The organism is uncultured Algibacter sp., from assembly GCF_905480415.1.
Taxonomy (GTDB): Bacteria; Bacteroidota; Bacteroidia; order Flavobacteriales; family Flavobacteriaceae; genus Algibacter_B.
In genome coordinates this window covers 1-23,157 of sequence record NZ_CAJQQI010000055.1, presented here as the reverse complement: position 1 = coordinate 23,157, position 23,157 = coordinate 1, and the positions used below count along the sequence as shown (strand labels likewise).

Here is a 23,157-nt window from a genome sequence, read left to right as displayed (position 1 = left end):
AATTAATTCTTTTTTATATTAATATGGCACATATACTTAAAAATGAAAACCTAGAGCTTCATATTGACACACCTTTTGAAAATTATAATTTTTCAAGATTTGATTGGACTGGAAAAATTATTAAAGTAAAATTTAAAGATATTCAATTATCAAGTGTCGAAATCACTGATTGTCAAAATAAAAATTATTTCGGGAAAGGATTTTATAATGAATTTGGAATTGATACAGCGTTAGGTTTTGATGAAGCTGAGGTAGGTGGTTGGTTTCATAAAATAGGTGTGGGGCTTTTAAAAAAAGATGATAATCAATACTTGTTCAATAAGAATTATGAGATTAAACCAGCCGAATTTAAAGTTGTTGCTAAATCAAATAAAATTATAATTAGCTGCAAATCAGATACTGTTTGTGGTTATTCGTATTTGTTAAAAAAAGAGATTGAATTACATGACAGTAGCTTTACTATTAAATATTATTTAGAAAACACAGGCAAAAAAGATATTGTTACAAATGAATACTGTCATAATTTTACAGCAATAAATAAAGATTTGATAGGTAGTGATTACATATTGAAATTCCCGTTTCAATTAAAACCTAAGTTATTCGGGGAGACTGTTAACCTTGAACAAAAAGTTGATATTGGCATAAATGACATTAAATTTAATGGCTCGCCTAAAGAACCATTCTTTTTTAGTTTCCTTAATGGTAGTGAAAAAGTTGATGCAGAGTGGGAGTTAATAAACCTTAAAAGTAAAATTGGAATTAGTGAAGTTGGAAGTTTCAAAACAGATAAAGTGAATCTTTGGGGTTGGAAACACGTGATTAGTCCGGAGTTGTTTTTTAATATATTTATAAAACCGGGCGAATCAATTGAATGGTCTAGAAATTATAATTTGTTTACTGTAGATTAAAATGTCTACCAGAATTCTATAAGATTAAAAGCAATAGACTTGTTCTTCTTTATTGAAAATCAAATTAAAAAAGATAAATCTTTAGCGAATTTCACAAAAAAAAAACGCTTCCAATAATTTGGAAGCGTTTTTAATTATTTATTTATGGCGATTCGCCATTACATCATTCCTGGCATACCACCACCGCCCATTGGAGGCATAGCGGGAGTATCTTCTTTAATATCGATTAAAGCACACTCAGTAGTTAGAATCATTCCAGCAACAGATGCTGCATTCTCTAAAGCAATACGAGTTACTTTTTTAGGATCAATAATACCAGCTTTAAGCATATTAACATATTGTTCAGATTTGGCATCATATCCAAAATCCTTTTTACCTTCTAAAACTTTATTGATAACAACAGAACCTTCACCACCGGCGTTTTCAACGATAGTACGCAACGGAGATTCAATAGCTTTGTTTACAATTTGTACACCTGTAGTTTCATCTAAATTCTCAGTCGTAATTTTTGCTAAAACTGCTTTAGCTCTAACTAGAGCAACACCACCACCAGCAACAATACCTTCTTCAACTGCAGCTCTTGTAGCATGTAAAGCATCATCAACACGGTCTTTCTTCTCTTTCATTTCAACTTCACTTGCAGCACCTACATAAAGTACAGCAACACCACCAGCTAATTTAGCTAAGCGCTCTTGTAGTTTTTCTTTATCGTAATCTGAAGTTGTCGTTTCAATTTGTGCTTTAATTTGGTTTACTCTAGCTTTAATATCTTTTGCATTTCCAGAACCGTTAACAATCGTTGTATTGTCTTTATCAACTGTTACGGTTTCAGCAGAACCTAACATACTTAAATCTGCATTTTCTAAAGTAAAACCTCTTTCTTCAGAAATAACAGTTCCACCTGTTAAGATAGCGATATCTTCAAGCATTGCTTTACGTCTATCACCAAATCCTGGGGCTTTTACAGCAGCAATTTTTAATCCGCCACGTAATTTATTAACTACTAAAGTAGCTAATGCTTGACCATCAACATCTTCAGCAATTATTAATAATGGACGACTAGATTGTGCTACAGGTTCTAATATTGGAAGAATTTCTTGTAAGTTAGAAATCTTTTTATCGAACAATAAAATGTATGGATTTTCTAAATCAGCAATCATTTTATCTGCATCAGTTACAAAATAAGGCGATAAATACCCTCTGTCAAATTGCATACCTTCAACCACGTCAACATAAGTTTCCATGCCTTTAGCTTCTTCTACAGTAATAACGCCTTCTTTACCAACTTTACCAAAAGCGGTAGCAATTAAGTCACCAATAGTATCATCGTTATTTGCAGAAATTGCAGCAACTTGTTTTATCATTTCAGAAGAATTACCAACTTTTTGAGCTTGCTTTTCAAGGTCTTTTACAATCGTTTCAACAGCTTTATCAATACCACGTTTTAAATCCATTGGATTTGCACCAGAAGCTACATTTTTTAAACCTTCTTTAACAATTGCTTGAGCTAAAACGGTCGCAGTAGTTGTACCATCACCAGCTAAGTCGTTAGTTTTAGAAGCAACTTCTTTTACCATTTGAGCTCCCATGTTCTCGTGCTCATCAGCTAATTCAATTTCTTTAGCCACAGTTACACCATCTTTAGTTACTTGCGGTGCACCAAAGCTTTTACTGATAATTACGTTACGCCCTTTAGGACCTAATGTTACTTTCACTGCGTTTGCTAATGCATCTACACCACGTTTTAAACCGTCGCGTGCATCAATATCAAATTTTATATCTTTTGCCATTTTTTTAGTTTTTCTATTAGCCTTTAGCGCTTTGCTATTAGCCAAGTATTAATAATAGTTTTAGTTTAAGCTAAAGGCCATTTATATAATAGCTAATATGTCACTTTCACGCATGATTAAATAATCGTTGCCTTCAAGCTTTAATTCTGTTCCTGCGTATTTACCATATAAAACAGTGTCGCCAACCTTAACAGTAATAGGCTCGTCTTTTGTGCCAGGTCCGGCGGCTACAACAGTTCCTTTTTGCGGTTTTTCTTTAGCATTGTCTGGAATTATAATTCCTGATGCTGTTTTTGTTTCAGCGGCAGCAGGCTCAATAAGAACTCTATCTGCTAATGGTTTAATGTTTAGTGCCATTGTCTATATGTTTATATTTTAAATTTTATTAACCCTTAGGTTTTGTACTAAAAATGTGCCAATACTTAGGAACTGACAAACTTGCAGAAACAAAAAATGCCAACTTATAAGTTGGCATTTTTTGTTTTTTCGTAATTATTACTCTTCTGTTGAAGCATCAACAGGTGTGGCAGTGTCATTTCCTGTGTCTGCTGGAAGTGCAGGCAAAGGTTGTGTTGTTTGAGCATCAGGATCTAATGCCTTTGAATCTAAACTAGCTGTTCCTCTGTCAATAGCAACGTTAGATAATAGTATTAATACTAACAACAAGGTTGCTAATGTCCATGTGCTTTTATCTAAAAAATCGGTTGTCTTTTTTACACCACCTAATTGTTGTGTTCCACCACCACCGAAAGATGATGATAATCCGCCACCTTTAGGGTTTTGCACCATGATTACGACTATTAGTAAAAATGCTACAACGACTATAAGGACTAAAAATATTGTAAACGTACTCATTATTCTTTATTATTTTGTTCTTGTAATTGCTTTACTGCTTTAATTTGGTTTGCAAAGAAACTACTTTTTTCTGGATATTTCAAACTTAAAATTTTATAAGATTGAATGGCGCTTTTGTAGTTTTTTTGTTCGACATAAATACGTGCTAAAGTCTCTGTCATTAGAGCTTCAGGTTGTATCATTTGTGCTTTTGCTAAATTTACTTTTTGCGTATTGGTTTTACTAGGTTTTATTTTGGGATTCTCTGAAATAAATTTATCAATAAGTTCAAACTTTTTCTCTTTATTTAAAGTGTCTGGTGATTTATCTTTATCTTGAGTTTCTTCGTTCTTGGTAGTTCTTTCAATAGGTTTAAAACGAGTTAATTTCAACCACTCGTTAAAAGAATGTGTTTCTTTTTTGTCAAATTGAAGAGGTTTGCCTAATCTCAATATATCCTCAGCTGTAGCTTCTTGAGTTTTGGTTTTTTGAGTTACTTTCTCAATAGCTTCAGATTCATCTAATACAAAACTCGAAATCTTTTTAGGACGCGCTTCTTTAGGTTGAAACAAAGTAGGGTCTAATACACCATCTGTATCTTTTATTTGTTGCTTTAGAGCATCATCAATGGTAACACTTTTTTTAACTGATACATCTTCAATATCTAAATTGATACCTTTTAAGTTTTCAGTATTTTTTTTTATGAATTTTGAAATTTCATTTTGAATAAAAGCTTCTGAAGTTATAAAATCAAATAAGATACTTCTATCAGTTGTATAAGCGGCAGTAGTTTTAAGTTCCTGGTTGTAGGTAATACTACTCTGGTCTTTTAGTCCTTTTAAATATATGGCACGTGCTGTTTGAAAATATGGAAATTCATCAATAATAGATTTTACGCCCTCGGTTTGCTCGTGTGATATAGCTAGCGGATTTTGTAATATGGATGTAAAATCTGTTTGATTCATTGGATAAGTCAAATTTAATTCTTTTAATTGTTATCTACCATTTTGCTAACGTTGCGTTAAAAATATCTTGAGTAATACGTTCAAAAATTTCTTCGTGTGCTGTAGTTTTTTGTGATCCTACAAGTTGAGCGCTTCCTGGGTAATCATAAAAAAAAGAAAAACTCTGTTCTAAATCGTCCTCTTCTTTTTTTCTGTTAAAAAAGCGAAGTTTAATGCTTATAGTTAATCTGTTTTGTGCAGCTCTATTATCTGAAGTTGCTGTAGTTGGAGAAATTCTATAATTGGTTATTTCGCCTTCGTAAACTAAATCACCTTTAGACGGAACTAAATTTAAATTGGTTTGATTTTGAATGAGGTCTTCAAGCGCTAGTTTGAAATCTCTTTCTAAACCTGGCTCTATTAATAAAGACGTGTTTTCAAAACGATTAACTTGATAGGTTTCTGTTCCTGCGGGTATTGAGGCCCCAGTGAAAGAGTATGCGCCACAACCTAAAAGTGTCAAGCTTACCCCTAAAAGTGAAAAGTAAAAAAAATAGTTTTTCATATAATATTTAAAAACACTTCGACGACGCGCAGTGTGGCATTTAGTTTATGATTGTATAACGAATAGTTCCTATGTCTTGTTGTTTAATACCTGCTTTTTAAAGATCGTATTGTTTAATCTTTCTGTATAATGTGCGTTCGCTAATTCCTAATTCTGCAGCTGCTAATTTACGTTTTCCGCTGTGACGTTCAAGGGATTTTTTAATTAATTCTAATTCTTTGTCATGTAGAGATAAAGTTTCTTCTTCTTCAATTTCTTCTGCGAAGTAATATTTGTCTTGAGTGGGTGATGCTCCCTCTTCAGTAGGCGTGTGCTCAGGAATTGCTAAAATGTCATTGTCTTCTATCGCTTCTTCATCATCGCTTCCGTAGATTTTTTCAATTAGGCTTTCATTGTTTTTTTCAACATCTTTAACATTGCCATTTTTCATTAACTCCATGGTCAATTTTTTCAAATCGTTTAAGTCGGCCTTCATGTCAAAAAGAACTTTATACAGAATTTCACGTTCGCTACTAAAATCACTTTCAGATTTTGAAGTCCTAATCACCGCAGGTAAATTGGTTCTTGCAGTTGCTGGTAAATAACTTCTTAAAACTTCTGCTGAAATGATTCTGTTTTGTTCTAAAACAGAAAGCTGTTCAGCTATATTGCGTAACTGACGAATATTTCCGCCCCAGCGATGTTTTAGTAAAATTTGAATAGCATTATCTGTTAGTTTTATTGTTGGCATTTTATACTTTAAAGCAAAATCGCTAGCAAATTTCCTAAACAGTAAATGAATGTCTTCTTGACGCTCTCTAAGTGGAGGTAAATTGATGTCTACTGTACTTAATCTATAATATAAATCTTCACGAAATTTTTCTTTTTCGATAGCTTCAAACATATTTACGTTTGTTGCTGCTACAATACGCACATCGGTTTTTTGTACTTTACTGGAACCCACTTTTAAAAACTCACCATTTTCTAAAACACGCAATAAACGCACTTGAGTGGTTAATGGTAACTCGCCAACTTCATCTAGAAAAATGGTTCCGCCATCCGCTACTTCAAAGTAACCGGCACGGGTTTGTGTTGCACCAGTAAACGCACCTTTTTCGTGCCCAAAAAGCTCACTATCAATCGTGCCTTCAGGTATGGCGCCACAATTAACCGCAATATATTTGTTGTGTTTTCTGTGAGATAATTGATGTATTATTTTAGGAATACTTTCTTTACCAACACCGCTTTCTCCAGTTACTAAAACTGAAATATCGGTTGGTGAGACTTGAATAGCCTTTTCGATAGCACGATTTAGCGATTGGCTATTGCCAATAATTCCAAAACGTTGTTTTATAGCTTGAACTGATTCCATGTTCTTAATTGTTCATTGATAATTCTATTGCTTCTCCAATTAACGTAGCACTCGTGCAATCTCTAATTTTTACGTTCACAAAATCACCTACTTTGTAATGTGCTTTAGGAAATACACAAACAATGCTTTGGGATGTCCGACCAGACCATTGTTTTTCTGATTTTTTTGATTGTTTTTCAATTAATACTTCTACAGTTTTGTTAAGCCATTCTTTGGTTTTAATTTCACTGTGAACCCTTTGTAAGTCTACTATGTCTTGTAATCTTCGTTTTTTAGTTGCTTCAGAGACATCATCTATCATATTTCGGCCAGCCATAGTTCCTGGGCGCTCAGAATATTTATACATATAGCCAAAGTTATATTTTACATATTCCATTAGGGATACGGTATCTTGGAAATCAACTTCTGTTTCCGTTGGAAAGCCGACTATCATATCTTGACTAATAGCACAATTTGGAATTGATTTTCTAATTTTATCAATTAGTGCTTTGTATTCTTCACGAGTGTGTAAACGATTCATGGCTTTTAGAATACGATTGCTGCCACTTTGCACAGGTAAATGAATGTGACTACAAATATTTTGATATTTAGCCATGGTTTCCACAACATCCATAGTTAAATCTTGAGGGTTTGATGTTGAAAAACGAACACGCATTTTTGGTTGTGTTTTGGCGCAAATTTCTAGTAATTTAGAGAAATTAACTGAAGTCGCTTTTTGCATATCGCTGGCTTGTTCAAAACCTTTTTTAAGGCCTCCACCATACCATAAGTAACTATCTACATTTTGACCAAGCAACGTAATATCCTTATAGCCTTTACTCCATAAGTTATTCACTTCTTCTATAATGCTTTGTGGGTCTCTACTGCGTTCACGTCCACGAGTAAAAGGCACCACACAGAATGTACACATATTATCGCAACCACGCGTTATTGAAACAAAAGCAGTAACGCCGTTTGTGTTTAAACGCACTGGTGAAATATCACCATAAGTTTCATCTTTTGAAAGAATAACGTTTATAGCGTCTCTACCTTCATCAACCTCGGCTAAAAGATTTGGTAAATCTTTGTATGCATCTGGTCCAACAACTAAATCGACAATTTTTTCTTCTTCAAGAAATTTGGTTTTTAAGCGTTCTGCCATACAACCTAAAACACCAACTTTCATTTTTGGATTATGGTCCCGTTTTACAGCATTATACTTTTCAAGGCGTTTGCGAACCGTTTGTTCCGCTTTATCACGAATAGAACAAGTGTTTACTAAAACCAAATCTGCTTCTTCAAGGTTTTGGGTGGTATTATATCCTTGGTTTACCATAATGGAAGCTACAATTTCACTATCGCTAAAATTCATGGCACAACCATAACTTTCAATAAAAAGTTTACGTTTGTTATCTTCTTTTTGCTCTAAAGCTAAAGACTCTCCTTGTTTATTTTCGTCTATTATCTTTTCCATAATTTACTGAAACCTCTATCGGTCAATAAGTATGCAAAGATACGATTTATTTATATTTTATGACAAAGTGGCAGTTAAATTTATTTTATTATTTACGCAACCTTAATGCGTTTTATGTATCTATATTAATAACAAAACTCCTAAAAAAAATGCAGTCAATTAAAAAGATTTCTTTATTTATACTTTTAGCATTGTGCTTTATGAATATGCAATGTGATGAAGACGATGTTATTAGTCTTCCTAACGAGATATGTGAGGAAACAACAGTTGTTAGTCCAAGTTTATATGAAAATTTAAGTTCAGTCAATTTTACTTTTGTGAGTGCTGAAATAACAAATGATTGTTTAAATTTAGAGGTTGGTGCTTCTGGTTGCGATAGTAAATCTTGGGGGTTTAAATTAGTGGATTCTGGAGCAATTGCTGAATCATCACCAGAACAACGCTTTTTGAAATTTCAATTAATAAATGATGAATCGTGTGAAGCATATTTTAGAAGGTCAGTTTCTTTTGACTTAACACTCTTGCAAATTAATGGAAGTAATGAAATAATTCTGCATATAGAAGGCTTGGAGTCTTCATTAAATTATAAGTATTAAAATTAGAAACCACATAAATATGAAATTGAAATACTTTTTCGTGTCCTTAGTTTTTATCGGCGCTTTATCTTGTGATAAGAATGATGATGCCGATTATGAATTTGTGCAAGTCGCAACCCCGCAGTTAATGAGTAAAACTGCTTTTAGAAGTTCGGTTGAAGTTATTGCGCCTAAGACTATTGAAGAACCGGGTAAAATTTATGTTTACCAAGATTATATTTTTGTTAGCGATGTGCATTCTGGGATTCATATTATTGATAATTCTGACCCAAAATCACCAAAAGCAATTAAGTTTATCCAGATTCCTGGTAATGAGGATATTTCGGTTAAAGACAATTTCTTGTATGCTGATAGTGCTACTGATTTAGTGGTTTTTGATATTTCGGACATTAATAATGTATCTATTATAGAGCAATTAGAAGATGTTTTTAATGTCTATAATTATGATATTCCAGTTGAAGCTGAAGCTGTAGATTATGGGAAGTTTGATTTTGATGATGATATTATTGTTGGATGGACATTAACCACAGAACGAAGAAAAAAAGTTGATAATACAATTGATATAGCTTTAGATGATGGAGTTGTTTTAAGTGCCGGTGCAGAATCTACGACCGGAACGGGAGGTTCTTTAGCACGATTTCAGATTGTAGACAATTATTTATATACTGTTGGAAATTATGAGATGGCTATTTTTAATATTCAAAATTTAGCAGAGCCTGTATTGTCTAATACGCAATATGCAGGATGGAATATAGAAACTATGTTTCAAGCGGAAGGGTATTTATATCTTGGTAGTACAAATGGAATGTATATTTATAATTTGGTTAACCCATCATCTCCTGAGTTTGTTTCAGATTTCACGCATTGGGAAGGTTGTGACCCTGTAGTTGTTGATGGAGATTATGCTTATTTGACTTTAAGAGGAGGTAATCTTTGCGGCCAACTTGAAAGCGTATTAGAGGTTATTGATATTAGCGATAAAACAAATCCAACTTTAGCTGCTAGGTATAATTTAGAAAACCCTTATGGTTTAGGAATTAAAAACAACATGCTTTACGTTTGTGATGGTACGGCAGGTTTAAAACTATTTGAACGTGAGACTTCTGAGGATTTAATATTAGTGAATTCATTAAAAGATATTCAAGCTAAAGATGTTATTCCTTTAGAAAAAAGTTTGATTATGATAGGAGAAAAGACTTTGTATCAATACGAATATATTGAAAACAACATTGGGCTCATAAGCTCATATATATTAAATTAAACTAAACAAATGTTGTATCTAAATCTGCCTTGGGGCAGATTTTTTTTATGTATAATTGTAACTAATTTAGAAAAATAATCACTTACTTTATAACATAGAAAACCAAAAATGAATACATATAATAGCCTAGAAGAAAAAATAAATAATGCTAAGGACTTAGACTTTAGTAATTTGTTTGATAGTATAATAGAACTGTTTAAAAAGGTGTGGCTTAACGGTTTTGTTGTTGTTTTACTTATAGTTGCTTTTGCTTTTGTAGTAAATATTTTGTTTTCTCTAATAGGTTTAGCGCCCAAAAACAATCTTCCTTTAGATGGTTTTGATTTTGATGGGTTTCTTAGTTTTTATTCTGAAGCTATAATTCATAGTGTTCCGCAAACCATCTTAGTCAGCACGATAACAATGGCTTTTGTGGCTGCGTTTTACAGAATTTGTAAGCAATATGTCTTAGGAGAAAATGTAGTGGAGGATTATTTTTATTTTTTAAAAAAGGAATATTTTTCTAAATTATTAATGCTTGGTATTATTCATACAGGTATTGCTGCGGTAACTCAATTCTTATTTATGATACCATATATTTATGCGTTTGTGCCATTGGCTTATTTTACTATTATTTTTGCTAATAATCCAGATCTAAGTGAAGCGGAAATTGTGAAAGCAAGTTTTAAGCTAGGGAATAAGAAATGGCTTATTACTTTTGGAACCATGTTTGTTGCGGGTATTTTAGGAATGTTGGGGATTATAGGATGCGGTATAGGGGTTTTGTTTACCATATCTGTAATGTATTTACCTGTGTTTTTTATTTATAAAGAAGTTATAGGTTTTGGGGAGACAAGCGAAATAGAACAAATAGGCACTTGAGACGATAAAGATTATTAATACTTAAATAAATTTTATAATGAATACTTTAGAAACTTTACTTAGCAAGATTGAAATTGCTAAAGACTTAGATTTTGGCGATATTTTCAGCAAGTCCATTGATCTTTTTAAGAAAGTTTGGTTACAAGGTTTAGTGACTCTATTATTGACTTTTGCCATGATGATTCCTTTTTATATTGTCATGTACGCGCCATTAATAGCCTTGGGAGTTTTAGATCCTGAATCTATGCAAGAAGGCGGAGAGGTAAATATGGCGCTTTTAATTCCGTTTTACTTAGTTATGATTGTGTTTATGTTTTTTGCAATGATTATTGGTTTTGGATTAAAATCGGCATTTTATAGAATATGTAAGGCCAAAGATTTAAATGAAATCTCGTCAGATGATTATTTTTATTTTTTCAAAAAACCTTATTTAAGAAAAACAATAAAACTTGCAGCCATAACATTTGGCATTAGTTTGGTGGCTGTATTACTTTGTGTTATTCCTATTATTTATGTAATGGTCCCCATTGCCTTAATAAATGTTATTTATGCTCTTAACCCAGATATGTCTGCTTCAGATATTGTTAAAGTGGGGTTTAAATTGGGTAACAAAAAATGGTTAATTACGTTTGGATTAATGTTTGTAGCAGGCCTTTTAGCTCAAGTGGTTGGAATGATTATGTGTTTTATAGGCGTATTTGTTACTGCATCATTTGCATACATACCGCTTTACTTTATTTATAAAAAAACTTTAGATGTAAATGAGCAAAATGCTATTGATGACATAGGAACAACAACAGAATAAAAATTCAATTTTCTATATTAAAAACCTGTTTTTAAAATGTTAAAAGCAGGTTTTTTTATTTAAATAACAATCAGATAATCCATAAAATGCTACAGATAAACTTTTTTTCATATACATTTGTAGCTTCAAAAAATGAAGTATGGCGAAGAATTTAGTGATAGTAGAGTCACCTGCAAAGGCAAAAACCATTGAAAAATTTCTAGGAAAAGATTTTAAAGTAGAATCTAGTTTTGGGCATATTGCCGATTTACCTTCCAAAGAATTAGGGGTTGACGTTGACGGTGATTTTAAACCAAAATATGAGGTTTCAAAAGATAAAAAGGCAGTTGTAAAAAAACTGAAAGACTTAGCTAAAAAAGCAGAAATGGTTTGGTTAGCAAGTGATGAAGATAGAGAGGGTGAAGCTATCGCTTGGCATTTAGCCGAAACTTTAAAATTGGATAAAGACAAAACAAAACGTATTGTTTTTCATGAAATTACTAAAGGGGCTATTTTAAAGGCTATTGAAAACCCTAGAGGTATTGATTACGACTTAGTAGATGCGCAACAGGCACGTCGTGTTTTAGATAGAATTGTAGGTTATGAATTGTCACCAGTACTTTGGAGAAAAGTAAAAGGAGGCTTATCTGCAGGTCGAGTACAATCGGTTTCCGTAAGACTAATTGTTGAAAAGGAAAGAGATATTCGAGGGTTTACACCTGTAGGATCTTATAGAATAGATGCTGAGTTTTCAAATGAAGATGGACAAACCTTTAAAGCAAAACTTCCAAAGAATTTTTCAACAAAAGCAGAAGCACAAAAATTTTTAGAGAAAAATGCTTCAGCAGATTTTAAAGTAGCAGATTTACAAAAAAAACCTGCAAAAAAATCTCCTGCTGCACCATTTACAACTTCAACATTACAGCAAGAAGCATCTCGTAAACTTTATTTTTCAGTAAGTAAAACCATGACGATGGCACAACGCCTTTATGAAGCTGGTTTAATTACATATATGAGAACAGATAGTGTTAATTTATCTGATCAAGCTAGAAAAGGAGCAGAGGCTGAAATCAAAGATGCCTTCGGTTCAAAATATAGTAAACCAAGAAATTTTAAAGGAAAAGCTAAAGGTGCCCAAGAAGCGCATGAGGCTATTAGGCCTACAAATTTTTCTACGCATTCAGTAGATATTGATAGAGATCAAGCGCGATTATACGATTTAATTTGGAAGCGCGCCATTGCATCACAAATGAGTGAAGCAGAATTGGAGCGTACCAATGTTAAGATTAGTGCTTCAACACATAACGAAACATTTAGTGCAAACGGAGAAGTTATCACGTTTGATGGATTCTTAAAAGTGTATTTAGAAGGTACTGATGATGAAGATGTAGAACAAGATGGAATGTTGCCGGCAATGAAAACTAACGAAACATTGCTTAATAATTACATTACAGCAACAGAGCGTTATACACGTCCACCGGCAAGATATACCGAGGCTTCTTTAGTTAAGAAGTTAGAAGAATTAGGTATTGGTCGTCCGTCTACCTATGCGCCAACAATTTCAACAATTCAAAATAGAAATTATGTTGAAAAAGGGACAGTTGAAGGTGAAGAGCGAAACTATGCTCAACTCACTTTACAACTGGGTGCTGTTAAGGATAAAATGTTAAGCGAAAAAGTTGGTTCAGATAAAGGAAAATTAGTTCCAACAGATATAGGAATCATTGTAACCGACTTTTTAGTGAATCATTTTGAACAGATTTTAGATTATAATTTTACTGCTAAAGTAGAGGCTGATTTTGATGAGATTGCTGAAGGTAATGTAGATTGGACTGAAATGATGAAATCATTTTACAAAGGTTTTCATCCTGTAGTTGAAGATGTAAAAGAAAATGCAGAGAGAGAATCTGGTGAGCGTATTTTAGGTGAAGACCCTAAAACTGGTAAACGAGTAAGTGTGCGTTTAGGAAAATTTGGCCCTATGGTACAAATAGGAACGGTTGATGATGAAGAAAAGCCACAGTTTGCCAGTTTAAGTCCAGACCAACAATTAGGTAGCATTACTTATGAAGAAGCTATGGATTTATTTCAGCTTCCTAAATCTCTAGGTGATTATGAAGGAGAAGACATATTAGTAAATAATGGACGTTTCGGGCCTTATGTAAAATTTGGAGATGCTTTTGTCTCGTTACCGAGAGGAACAGACCCATTAAGTGTGGAACTTGATGATGCTATTATTTTAATTAAAGAAAAGCAAAAAGCAGATGCACCTATATATATGTTTCAGGATTTACCGGTGCAAAAAGGTAAAGGGCGTTTTGGACCATTTATAAAATGGAATAACATGTTTATTAATGTCAACAAAAAGTACGACTGGGATAACTTATCCGATGCAGATATTGTTGAGTTGATTGAAACTAAAATTCAAAAGGAAATAGATAAGGTTATCCATAATTGGGAAGATGAAGGTATTCGTGTTGAAAAAGCACGATGGGGAAGGCATAATGTTTTAAAAGGTAAGGTGAAAGTTGAGCTTGCTAAAACAGTAGATGTTTCTGAAATGAGTTTAGACGAAGCAAAAGCGATTATTGAAGCCAATACGCCTAAGAAGAAAGCTGCAAAAAAGAAACCCACTGCAAAAAAGAAAGCGCCAGCAAAAAAGAAATAGTAGAACAACATGAACTTTAATTTTTTATCTCCAGTTTCAGATTCAGTTTTAGCACATAATGAGCTTTTATCTGCTCAAGCACTGGGTAGAAAACTTAAAATTCATTCGGCACAATATGGTATTCCAGATTTGGAAGGTGTTAATGTGGCCATTCTTGGTGTTTTAGAAAACAGAAATGATGTCAATTATATAGGAGAAGAATTTCAATTGAATGAAATTAGAAAGTCGTTTTATAGCCTTTTTCCTGGAAGTTGGAATACCACAATAGCCGATTTAGGGGATATTAATAGAGGTGAAAGTGTTGAAGACACTTACTTTGCTTTAAAAGAGGCTATAACTATTCTAGTAAAGAAAAACATCATACCACTTATCCTCGGAGGTTCACAAGATCTTACCTATGCTAATTATCGAGCTTATGATGCATTAATTCCTATGGTGAATATTGTAAATGTAGATGCTCAGTTTAACTTAGGAGATTCCTCAAAGCCCATAAAAAATAACAGTTTTGTTGGTAAAATTATTTTAGATCAGCCATATAACCTCTTTAATTATGCGACAATTGGTTATCAAACCTATTTTAATTCTCAAGAAGAAATAGATTTGATGGATAATTTATATTTTGAATCTTACCGATTAGGAGCTATTTCAAACGATGTTACTATTGTCGAACCTGTTTTAAGAGATGCTAATATTGTAAGTATAGATTTAACTTCGGTGAAGGGATCTGAAGTCAGTTTGAAACAAAAATATTCACCCAATGGTTTAGACGGAAAGGAAATTTGTGCCATTGCGCGTTATGCAGGGATAAGTAATAAGGTGTCTTCGTTTGGTGTGTATGAATACAAACCGTCAAAGGATGACGAGCTTACGTCTATGTTGGTTGCCCAGATACTATGGTATTTTGTGGAAGGTGTGAATTATAGAGTGAAAGATGATGATTTTTCAGATGATAGAAACTATCAAAAGTACATTACACTAGTAGAATCTGAAGAGTTGATATTTTATAAGAGTAATAAAACGGGAAGATGGTGGATTGAAATTCCTTTTTTATCAGAAATCAATAATAAATTGAAAAGACATACGTTATTACCTTGCATGCACCAAGATTATGTAGATGCATGTAATAATAAGGTGCCAGATCGCTGGTATAAAGCATTGCAAAAGAATAGTGTGTAGGGGGTTACTACTAGTTTAACTGCTGATTTCATCGCTGAAATGCTATTTTTTTACGATGAAATGTCATTTTTTTAGATAAAAAGTTGTTTTTTTAAAAATATATAAATATGTTTACGCTTTCAAAAATGAAGCTTAAAATAATTAACCTCAAGTTTTCTATGGATATTAAGAAGTTTATATTATTAATCACTGTATTCGCAATGTTATCGAGTTGCGGCTCTAAAGATAGAGGCGAACTGATAGGTGTACAAGGGAAAAAATGGCATCCAGAAAAGCCTTATGGTATGGAGCTTATACCTGGTGGATCATTTATAATGGGTAAGGCAGATGATGATTTAGCTGGTGTCAATGATGCGCCTTCAAAAACAGTTACTGTTAGAGCCTTTTATATGGATGCAACAGAAATTACCAATAGCGAATATCGTCAATTTGTGCATTGGGTAAGAGATTCTATTGTAAGAATGAAGTTGGCAATTTTAGCTGATGAGGTTGGTTTAACCCCAGCTGATGAAGGGACTATTGGGGAGTTCGCATTTAGTGATGCTGATCCTGAAAACATGTCGGTTTATGAAAAGTATATGTATGATAATTATACAGGTTTAGGGCCAACAGGATATGAAGGTAGAAAGATAAATAAAGATATCGATTTAATTCGTGACACGTCTGAATATCTAGATGAGTATTATGCAGAGGTTATGGATACGATGTATTTGCCATTAGAAGAATCTTATAATGGACAACGTACTTGGGATGTTACAAAGTTTAAATTCCAGTATAATCATATGGACATTCAAGAAGCCGCTAAGAAAAGAGGTGTGAAGCGTAAAGATGTCATTATAAAAGAAGAAATAGAAATTTACCCAGACACTACAGTTTGGATTAGAGATTTTGCATATTCATACAACGAGCCTATGCATAATGATTATTTATGGCATGATGCCTATAGTGATTATCCTGTTGTAGGTGTTACTTGGAAACAAGCCAAAGCGTTTTGCGAGTGGAGAACACTATGGAAAAACACATACCAAAAATCAAAAAAAGGATCACAAATGGTAAATACATTTAGATTACCATCTGAGGCTGAATGGGAGTATGCTGCAAGAGGTGGACTTCAAGCCGCAACATATCCTTGGGGTGGCCCTTATACTAAGAGTGATAGAGGATGTTTTATGGCAAACTTTAAACCTGTAAGAGGAGACTATGCTGCAGATAAGGCTTTATACACTGTCGAGGCTAAATCGTACGATCCAAATGATTATAACTTATATAACATGGCTGGAAATGTTTCAGAATGGGTGAATGCATCTTACGATCCTTCATCTTATGAATACACATCAAGTATAAACCCAAGTGTAAACGATAAGAATAACAAACGTAAAATTGTAAGAGGTGGTTCATGGAAAGATGTGGCTTACTTTTTACAAGTTAGTTCTAGAGATTACGAATATGCAGATTCTGCAAGAAGTTATATAGGATTCAGAACCGTTCAAGATTACATGGGGACTCAAGTAACAAGTAAGGGGAAATAAATTTTAATCCAAATCAAGAATAATTAACCAACTTAAGTATAATAACCTACTTAAAATTAAAAACCTAAAATTATGGCAAAGTCAAAAGCAAGTAAGAAATTCATGAATATGGCCTACGGGTTAGGAGCAGCAATTGTAATCGTTGGTGCACTATTTAAAATTATTCATTTCGAAATTGGACCTTTAACGGGTAACGTAATGTTAACAATTGGTCTTGTAACGGAAGCAATTATATTCGCATTATCAGCATTTGAACCCGTTGATGATGATTTAGATTGGGCTTTAGTTTACCCTGAATTAGCTGGGGGACAATCAATGAGCAAAGACGGAAAAGAAGATGCTCAAGGTCTTTTATCTAAAAAATTAGATGATTTATTGAAAGAAGCTAAAATTGATGGCGAATTAATCGCTAGTTTGGGAGAGAGCATCAAAGGTTTTGAAGGTGCTGCTAAAAACATGTCATCTACTGTTGATTCTATTGAAGCTTCAAAGAAATATGGTGAAGAATTATCATTGGCTGCGGCTCAAATGGAATCACTAAATAGCTTATATAAAATACAATTAGAAAGCGCTAATAAGCAATCGGCTATCAACGAAGAGTCTATTGAAGATGCTGCTAAATTGAAAGAGCAAATGCAATCTTTAGCGTCTAACTTATCATCATTAAATGGTGTATATGGAGGAATGTTATCAGCAATGAATAAATAATTAGGAGAGTTAATAAATAATCCCAAATTACATTAATTAACAAAAAAACCTAATTACACATGGCAGGAAATAACTTATCACCAAGACAGAAGATGATCAATCTGATGTATTTAATATTTATAGCAATGCTAGCATTAAATATGTCGAAAGAAGTGCTTTCAGCCTTCGGATTAATGAACGAAAAGCTTACTGAATCTAATGAAGCAGCCGAAACAAGAAATCACAGTTTTGTTGCTAGTTTAGATCTAAAAGCTGAAGGTCAACCAGAAAAATATAAGCCCTTAAAAGCTAAAGCGAACGAAATTGACAAATTAGCGCACGATTTTGATGCTTATTTAGAAGATTTAAAAGGGAAAATGACAGCTCAACTTGATGATCCTACGGATTATGAAATTATGGATAAAGGTGATTACCTAGACAAAAATTTCTTTAAAGGCGATAAAATAAAAGAAGACGGCGAAGAGTTTTTAGCTCAGATGAAAGGCTTTAGAGAAGGTGTTGTGAAAATCTTATCCGGAGAGAAAGGTATGGAGCCAATCATCAAACAAGTTAAAAATAAATTTAATACTGATGATGTTAAGAATAGAGATAACAGATCTCAAGGATGGTTAGATTATCATTATAAAGGGTTTCCTTTAGTGGCATCTTTAACCAAAATGACTCAACTTCAGGCAGATATTAAAACTACTGAATCTGAAGTGTTATCAAATATGTTACAAGGTACACTTTCAAGTGAGGTATCAATGACAAACTATACAACCTTAATGGAAACATCTAAATCTGCTTATTTTAATGGTGAGCAATTTGATGGACAAATCGTATTAGGTCGTAAAGATGCATCTACCAAACCTAGTAGAGTTGAATTAACTTTAGATGGTAGAAAACTGTCTGAAAAGCAATATTCTATTGAAGATGGTAAAGTAAAGTTGAAAATTGGAGCTGGTGGAGTTGGTGAACATAAGATTGAAGGTAAATTAATCTTTGCTCAGGATGGTGAAGAAATTGAAGTACCTGTAAAATCTTCATTTGCTACTGTTGCTAGACCAAATTCTGCTACCATTTCTGCAGATAAAATGAATGTGGTATACAGAGGTGTTAAAAACCCAATGACCATTTCATTTGCTGGTGTTCCAGATAATAAAGTAACAGCTAGTGCTCAAGGGCTTTCAAGAGGCTCTGGCAGCAGTTATGTAATGGATGCTACACGAGTTAAAGGTAGAGAAGTAAACATAAACGTTACTGCTACATTACCTGATGGTAAAAAGGTATCAGACAATGCTAAATTTAGAATTAAAGATTTGCCAAAACCAACAGGTACAATAAGAGGAGAAGATGGTGCAATAAAAATGCAACGTAATAGTCTTAAAATTTCTACGGTTGGTGCTAAATTTGATGATTTTGATTTTGAATTACCACTACGTGTAACAGGATTCAAATTTAAAGTTCCTGGGCAGCCTACAATAAATATTAAAGGAAATAAGTTGGATAGTAGAGCGCAAAAAGCTTTAGCTAAGGCTAAACGTGGATCTGGTGTTCAAATATTTGACATAGAAGCAAAAGCTGGTGGAGTAAGTGTAATACTTAAAAAAGTATCGCCTGTTTTTGTTGAGCTTACAAATTAGATTAAACTATTAGAGATAATCTTCCATAAGATTATCTCTAATAATTAAAATGTAAAATAATAATTAAGATGAAATTAAAACGTTTTTTATTAACCGTGGCTACTGTTTTTACAGCATCAAGCATGTTTGCTCAAGCTAATATACTTAATGCTAAAAGCCCTGATGAAATAGGTGTGAGAACTGTGGCTCAAAAAGCAGTTGACAATGACAAGCCTCTAGAATATGGTTATGTTGATGATAGAGATATCTTATTTTCTAAAATGACTTGGGAAAAGGTTGTGCTAGATGAACGTGCAAATTTTCCTCTATACTACCCAATAGATACTAATAATATAGGGAGTGATAGAAGGTCTTTGTATGATGTACTTATGAAGAACATCCAAAACGGAAAAATTAAAAACATCTATGATGATTCTTATTTTACAACAAAAAGAACCTTAAAAGATATTGAATCTGCATTAAAAATGATTGATACCACAGAGTTGGGTATTGAGCAATTAAATGCTGGTGAAGAATTATCTGCAGAGTATATTAATCAAAGAGATATTACTGCTGCTGATATTAAGGAGTACCATATTAAAGGACTTTGGTATTTTGATAAGCGTCAAGCTGAAATGAAATATAGATTGTTAGGTATTGCTCCTGTTGCGCCAGATGTTAACTTTATTGATGACTTTGAGCCAGATTTAGTACCTCTGTTTTGGGTATTCTTCCCAGATGCGAGAGAGGTATTACACGAGGCTAAATCTTTTAACAATGAAAATAGTTCTATGCCATTTTCTTTTGATCACGTGTTGAATGCAAGACGTTTTCAAGGATATATTTTCAGAGAAGAAAATGTACAAGGTGATAGAGCCATAACAGAATATGTGTCTCAAAATGCGCTAATGCAATTACTTGAGTCTGAAAGGATCAAAGATAAAATTAGAGATTTTGAACTAGACATGTGGACTTATTAAGCCATAATAATCCATAAAATTTAAGCGCTCACTTTTTAAGTGGGCGTTTTTTTTGTTACTCATGTGTAGTCAGGAATCTACATTCTAATTATCTTAGCTTTCATTATGACGTTAGATTATATTATAGTTGGTGTAGGGATTGCTGGAATTTCTTTTTGCGAGCAATTAAGAGCAAATGGCAAAACCTTTGTAGTGTTTGATAATGCTTCTCAAAAATCTTCAACAGTTGCCGGAGGCTTATATAACCCGGTTGTACTAAAACGCTTTACATCAGTTTGGAAAAGTAGTGAGCAGTTAGATCTTGCGCTGCCATTTTATGCAACTATTGAAGATAGGCTCAATGTAAAACTAGATTATAAAATGCCTGTTTATAGAAAATTTGCTTCTCTAGAAGAACAAAATGATTGGTTTGCAGCTTCAGATAAGCCGTCGCTTTCAAGATATCTTTCCCCTAAAATTATTAAGAATGATAATACCGCTATTGATGCGTCTTTTGGTTTTGGTGAGGTTTTAGAAACAGGTAGAGTTGATGTGAAAACCATGATTGAAGTTTATAAAACCGATTTATTAAAAAATGAGTTATTGTTTGAAACTTCATTTAATTATGATGACCTAAAAATACAAGGTAAAGGGGTTAATTACAAAAATATAAAGTCAACACATATCGTATTTGCTGAAGGTTCGGGTGTAAGACAGAATCCGTATTTTAATAATTTGCCTTTAGTTCCAACAAAAGGGGAGTTATTGACGATTCACGCGCCAAATTTAAAATTTGATTATGTTTTAAAAGCGGGTGTTTTTTTGATTCCGTTAGGTGATGATTTATATATGGTTGGTGCGACTTATGAGTGGAAAGATTTAAGTCATGAAACTACTAAAAAGGCAAAAGAACAGCTTTTAGATAAACTTAAAAAACTTATAAATTGTTCTTTTGAAGTGGTTGATCAAGTAGCTGGTATTAGGCCTACGGTTAAAGATAGAAGGCCTTTGGTTGGTAAGCACCAAGAACATGAGAGTCTATTTGTATTGAACGGACTTGGAACGCGAGGTGTAATGATTGGCCCTTATGTTGCTAAACAACTTTATGATTTTATTGAACACAAAGCACCATTAGAAAAGGAAATTGATATTAATCGTTTTAAATCTTAAACTAAAAGTTTCAGTTGGACTCGCATTAGGGATCGAGTACTTTGTTTTGAGTTGACCTAAACAGGAGTAAGCGAGTAGTTAACTGTTTATATTCCTGAGTTCACTAATCTAATATAAAAATCAAAGAATATAGCCTGACCTTTGTGTTATCCTGACTGCCGGTAGGGCCTTAAAAAATTATTTCTTCGCCAAAGATTTATCGTAATTCATAAAAAGGTTAATCCAAATATTCCTGGAAAGCCTCATTATTACGGGCATAAAAACGATTAAAGTTGCCACAATAGAGATAAAAATATAATTAATGCTTGCATTAAAAACAAAGTAACTTATTACAAAAGCAGCTACAGCAAAGGCAATACCTACGCCATAACTTACATACATAGCACCATAAAAAAATGAGGGTTCTATTTTATATTTTGTATTGCAATTGTTGCATGTTTCATGCATGCTTAAAGCCTCAGAAAGAATATAAGGATTTTTGTTTTTATACATAGATTCTTCATGGCATTTTGGGCAAGTACCAGATAAAATACAATATAATTTTGTTCCTTTTTTAAACATATAATTTATGTACTTTTGCGTGCTAAATTATAGAGCAAAAATACCATTTTAATAATTCTGCTTTGTAATAAAAGTTTACTTTCTATGATGAACATCCATAATTTATCAATTTCATTTCAAGGGGAATACCTTTTTGAAGACATAACTTTCAAATTAGGTAATGGTGATAGGATAGGGCTTATTGGGAAAAATGGAGCAGGTAAATCTACAATGCTGAAAATTTTATCAAAAGAGATGGAGCCTGATACAGGTCAAATTGCAGCTGATAAAGAACTTAAAATTGGTTTTTTAAAGCAGGATATAGATTTTATTTTAGGTAGAACTGTTTTAGAAGAAGCCTATGAAGCGTTTACTGAAATTAAAACGTTAGAAGCTAAAATGGAGGCTGTAAACACCCAACTTGCTGAGCGTACTGATTATGAAAGTGATGGTTATCATCAATTGATGATTGACGTTAACGAGCTTCAGCATCAATATGAAATTCTTGGTGGTTACAACTATCAAGGAGATACTGAAAAAATTCTTCAAGGATTAGGTTTTCAGCGACAAGATTTTGAGAAGCTTACTGATACCTTTTCTGGTGGATGGCGTATGCGTATTGAGTTAGCTAAACTACTACTACAAAATAATGATATTTTACTTTTAGATGAACCTACAAATCACTTAGATATAGAATCTATCATTTGGTTAGAAGGGTTTTTAAGAAACTATGCGGGAGCCGTGGTTATTGTATCGCACGATAAAATGTTTTTAGATAATGTTACGAATAGGACTATTGAAATTTCTCTAGGGCGTATTTATGATTATCCAAAGCCTTACACGAAGTATTTAGTTTTGCGTGAGGAGTTAAGAACACAACAGCTGGCCTCTCAAAAAAATCAGCAAAAACAAATTGAACAGACTGAGAAGTTAATTGAGAAGTTTCGTGCTAAAGCTTCAAAGGCAACTATGGCGCAATCGCTTATTAAAAAGTTAGATAAAATTGATAGGATTGAGGTTGATGCAGATGATAATAGTGTTATGACGCTTAATTTTCCAGTTTCGATAACACCAGGAAAAGTTGTTGTTGAGGCTGAAAATATATCTAAAAATTACGGTGATAATCAAGTTTTAAAAAATATTGATTTATTTATTGAGCGTAATAGTAAAACAGCTTTTGTTGGACAAAACGGTCAAGGTAAATCTACATTGGCCAAAATAATAGTTGGTGATATTAAGTACGATGGGAATTTAAAACTAGGGCATAATGTGCAGATTGGGTATTTTGCTCAAAATCAAGCAGAATATCTTGATGGTAATAAAACAGTTTTAGATACCATGATTGATGCGGCAAACGAAACTAATAGAAGTAAAGTTCGAGATATTTTAGGTTCGTTTTTGTTTAGAGGAGACGAGGCTGAAAAATATGTACGTGTACTCTCTGGAGGAGAACGCAACC

Annotated in this window: 21 protein-coding genes; 13 read left to right on the top strand and 8 right to left on the bottom strand. The window is 33.1% G+C overall.

Annotation, left to right across the window (positions count from 1 at the left end; all coding sequences use genetic code 11):
* Window positions 1–23 precede the first annotated feature (23 nt).
* Entirely contained in the window at window positions 24–908 is an 885-nt protein-coding gene (locus QZ260_RS04495) for a hypothetical protein (RefSeq protein ID WP_295983206.1), read from the top strand.
* 158 nt (window positions 909–1,066) lie between these two features.
* Here QZ260_RS04495 and groL read toward each other — a convergent pair whose 3' ends face one another.
* The 7 genes from groL to miaB form a co-directional block, all read right to left on the bottom strand.
* Window positions 1,067–2,698 carry a chaperonin GroEL gene (gene groL, locus QZ260_RS04490; protein WP_295983204.1) on the bottom strand — a complete coding sequence of 544 codons (1,632 nt, stop codon included), beginning with the start codon at window positions 2,696–2,698 and terminating at the stop codon, window positions 1,067–1,069.
* Between the two features lie 81 nt (window positions 2,699–2,779).
* Window positions 2,780–3,055, bottom strand: coding sequence for a co-chaperone GroES (locus QZ260_RS04485; RefSeq protein ID WP_271560433.1), 276 nt, complete (start codon window positions 3,053–3,055; stop codon window positions 2,780–2,782).
* Between the two features lie 138 nt (window positions 3,056–3,193).
* On the bottom strand, window positions 3,194–3,553 hold the full coding sequence (gene secG, locus QZ260_RS04480; protein WP_295983199.1) for a preprotein translocase subunit SecG: 360 nt from the start codon (window positions 3,551–3,553) through the stop codon (window positions 3,194–3,196).
* The gene (locus tag QZ260_RS04475) at window positions 3,553–4,497 is read right to left on the bottom strand and encodes a hypothetical protein (protein ID WP_295983197.1); all 945 of its coding nucleotides are present in this window, start codon (window positions 4,495–4,497) and stop codon (window positions 3,553–3,555) included. The genes secG and QZ260_RS04475 overlap by 1 nt, the downstream gene beginning before the upstream one ends.
* A 34-nt stretch (window positions 4,498–4,531) precedes the next feature.
* Window positions 4,532–5,041 carry an LptE family protein gene (locus QZ260_RS04470; RefSeq protein ID WP_295983195.1) on the bottom strand — a complete coding sequence of 170 codons (510 nt, stop codon included), beginning with the start codon at window positions 5,039–5,041 and terminating at the stop codon, window positions 4,532–4,534.
* 97 nt (window positions 5,042–5,138) lie between these two features.
* Window positions 5,139–6,392: a sigma-54 dependent transcriptional regulator gene (locus tag QZ260_RS04465; protein ID WP_295983193.1), complete on the bottom strand. Its 1,254-nt coding sequence runs from the start codon at window positions 6,390–6,392 to the stop codon at window positions 5,139–5,141.
* A 4-nt stretch (window positions 6,393–6,396) separates the two neighbouring features.
* Window positions 6,397–7,845 (bottom strand): tRNA (N6-isopentenyl adenosine(37)-C2)-methylthiotransferase MiaB, encoded by a 1,449-nt coding sequence (miaB, locus tag QZ260_RS04460; protein ID WP_295983191.1) that lies wholly within the window; start codon window positions 7,843–7,845, stop codon window positions 6,397–6,399.
* Between the two features lie 149 nt (window positions 7,846–7,994).
* Here miaB and QZ260_RS04455 point away from each other — a divergent pair, with 149 nt between their 5' ends.
* The 11 genes from QZ260_RS04455 to QZ260_RS04405 all read left to right on the top strand — a co-directional run bounded on the left by QZ260_RS04455 (window position 7,995) and on the right by QZ260_RS04405 (window position 21,158).
* Window positions 7,995–8,441, top strand: a complete 447-nt coding sequence (locus tag QZ260_RS04455; RefSeq protein WP_295983189.1) for a hypothetical protein — start codon at window positions 7,995–7,997, stop codon at window positions 8,439–8,441.
* A 19-nt stretch (window positions 8,442–8,460) separates the two neighbouring features.
* Window positions 8,461–9,702, top strand: a complete 1,242-nt coding sequence (locus QZ260_RS04450) for a hypothetical protein (protein ID WP_295983187.1) — start codon at window positions 8,461–8,463, stop codon at window positions 9,700–9,702.
* Between the two features lie 108 nt (window positions 9,703–9,810).
* Window positions 9,811–10,563: a hypothetical protein gene (locus QZ260_RS04445; protein ID WP_295983185.1), complete on the top strand. Its 753-nt coding sequence runs from the start codon at window positions 9,811–9,813 to the stop codon at window positions 10,561–10,563.
* Between the two features lie 37 nt (window positions 10,564–10,600).
* Window positions 10,601–11,368, top strand: a complete 768-nt coding sequence (locus tag QZ260_RS04440) for a hypothetical protein (protein ID WP_295983182.1) — start codon at window positions 10,601–10,603, stop codon at window positions 11,366–11,368.
* A 139-nt stretch (window positions 11,369–11,507) separates the two neighbouring features.
* Window positions 11,508–14,015: a type I DNA topoisomerase gene (gene topA, locus QZ260_RS04435; protein ID WP_295983181.1), complete on the top strand. Its 2,508-nt coding sequence runs from the start codon at window positions 11,508–11,510 to the stop codon at window positions 14,013–14,015.
* A gap of 9 nt (window positions 14,016–14,024) precedes the next feature.
* Window positions 14,025–15,191, top strand: coding sequence for a formimidoylglutamase (locus tag QZ260_RS04430; protein ID WP_295983179.1), 1,167 nt, complete (start codon window positions 14,025–14,027; stop codon window positions 15,189–15,191).
* 158 nt (window positions 15,192–15,349) lie between these two features.
* Window positions 15,350–16,720, top strand: coding sequence for a gliding motility lipoprotein GldK (gene gldK / locus QZ260_RS04425; protein WP_295983296.1), 1,371 nt, complete (start codon window positions 15,350–15,352; stop codon window positions 16,718–16,720).
* Between the two features lie 72 nt (window positions 16,721–16,792).
* Window positions 16,793–17,428, top strand: coding sequence for a gliding motility protein GldL (gene gldL, locus QZ260_RS04420; RefSeq protein WP_295983177.1), 636 nt, complete (start codon window positions 16,793–16,795; stop codon window positions 17,426–17,428).
* Window positions 17,429–17,487: 59 nt separating this feature from the next.
* A complete protein-coding gene (gene gldM / locus QZ260_RS04415; protein WP_295983175.1) occupies window positions 17,488–19,050 on the top strand; it encodes a gliding motility protein GldM in 1,563 nt (520 codons plus the stop codon).
* Between the two features lie 68 nt (window positions 19,051–19,118).
* Complete coding sequence (gene gldN / locus QZ260_RS04410; protein ID WP_295983172.1) at window positions 19,119–20,009, top strand: gliding motility protein GldN; 891 nt, start codon at window positions 19,119–19,121, stop codon at window positions 20,007–20,009.
* A gap of 105 nt (window positions 20,010–20,114) precedes the next feature.
* The gene (locus tag QZ260_RS04405) at window positions 20,115–21,158 is read left to right on the top strand and encodes an FAD-dependent oxidoreductase (protein WP_295983169.1); all 1,044 of its coding nucleotides are present in this window, start codon (window positions 20,115–20,117) and stop codon (window positions 21,156–21,158) included.
* Window positions 21,159–21,335: 177 nt separating this feature from the next.
* On the opposite strand, the gene QZ260_RS04400 is transcribed toward QZ260_RS04405, so the two are convergent.
* Entirely contained in the window at window positions 21,336–21,719 is a 384-nt protein-coding gene (locus tag QZ260_RS04400; protein WP_295983167.1) for a DUF983 domain-containing protein, read from the bottom strand.
* An 84-nt stretch (window positions 21,720–21,803) separates the two neighbouring features.
* On the opposite strand from QZ260_RS04400, the gene QZ260_RS04395 reads away from it, so the two are divergent.
* A partial coding sequence (locus QZ260_RS04395) for an ABC-F family ATP-binding cassette domain-containing protein (protein ID WP_295983165.1) occupies window positions 21,804–23,157 on the top strand: 1,354 nt, incomplete at its 3' end.

Bases quoted from the DNA above. Each gene is read 5' to 3' on its own strand.
- miaB (WP_295983191.1), bottom strand. From the start codon at position 7,845: ATGGAAAAGATAATAGACGAAAATAAACAAGGAGAGTCTTTAGCTTTA.
- QZ260_RS04405 (WP_295983169.1), top strand. From the start codon at position 20,115: ATGACGTTAGATTATATTATAGTTGGTGTAGGGATTGCTGGAATTTCT.
- gldM (WP_295983175.1), top strand. From the start codon at position 17,488: ATGGCAGGAAATAACTTATCACCAAGACAGAAGATGATCAATCTGATG.
- QZ260_RS04440 (WP_295983182.1), top strand. From the start codon at position 10,601: ATGAATACTTTAGAAACTTTACTTAGCAAGATTGAAATTGCTAAAGAC.
- QZ260_RS04475 (WP_295983197.1), bottom strand. From the start codon at position 4,497: ATGAATCAAACAGATTTTACATCCATATTACAAAATCCGCTAGCTATA.
- QZ260_RS04400 (WP_295983167.1), bottom strand. From the start codon at position 21,719: ATGTTTAAAAAAGGAACAAAATTATATTGTATTTTATCTGGTACTTGC.
- secG (WP_295983199.1), bottom strand. From the start codon at position 3,553: ATGAGTACGTTTACAATATTTTTAGTCCTTATAGTCGTTGTAGCATTT.
- gldK (WP_295983296.1), top strand. From the start codon at position 15,350: ATGGATATTAAGAAGTTTATATTATTAATCACTGTATTCGCAATGTTA.
- QZ260_RS04485 (WP_271560433.1), bottom strand. From the start codon at position 3,055: ATGGCACTAAACATTAAACCATTAGCAGATAGAGTTCTTATTGAGCCT.
- QZ260_RS04455 (WP_295983189.1), top strand. From the start codon at position 7,995: ATGCAGTCAATTAAAAAGATTTCTTTATTTATACTTTTAGCATTGTGC.
- gldN (WP_295983172.1), top strand. From the start codon at position 19,119: ATGAAATTAAAACGTTTTTTATTAACCGTGGCTACTGTTTTTACAGCA.
- groL (WP_295983204.1), bottom strand. From the start codon at position 2,698: ATGGCAAAAGATATAAAATTTGATATTGATGCACGCGACGGTTTAAAA.
- QZ260_RS04465 (WP_295983193.1), bottom strand. From the start codon at position 6,392: ATGGAATCAGTTCAAGCTATAAAACAACGTTTTGGAATTATTGGCAAT.
- topA (WP_295983181.1), top strand. From the start codon at position 11,508: ATGGCGAAGAATTTAGTGATAGTAGAGTCACCTGCAAAGGCAAAAACC.
- QZ260_RS04450 (WP_295983187.1), top strand. From the start codon at position 8,461: ATGAAATTGAAATACTTTTTCGTGTCCTTAGTTTTTATCGGCGCTTTA.
- QZ260_RS04445 (WP_295983185.1), top strand. From the start codon at position 9,811: ATGAATACATATAATAGCCTAGAAGAAAAAATAAATAATGCTAAGGAC.
- gldL (WP_295983177.1), top strand. From the start codon at position 16,793: ATGGCAAAGTCAAAAGCAAGTAAGAAATTCATGAATATGGCCTACGGG.
- QZ260_RS04495 (WP_295983206.1), top strand. From the start codon at position 24: ATGGCACATATACTTAAAAATGAAAACCTAGAGCTTCATATTGACACA.
- QZ260_RS04430 (WP_295983179.1), top strand. From the start codon at position 14,025: ATGAACTTTAATTTTTTATCTCCAGTTTCAGATTCAGTTTTAGCACAT.
- QZ260_RS04470 (WP_295983195.1), bottom strand. From the start codon at position 5,041: ATGAAAAACTATTTTTTTTACTTTTCACTTTTAGGGGTAAGCTTGACA.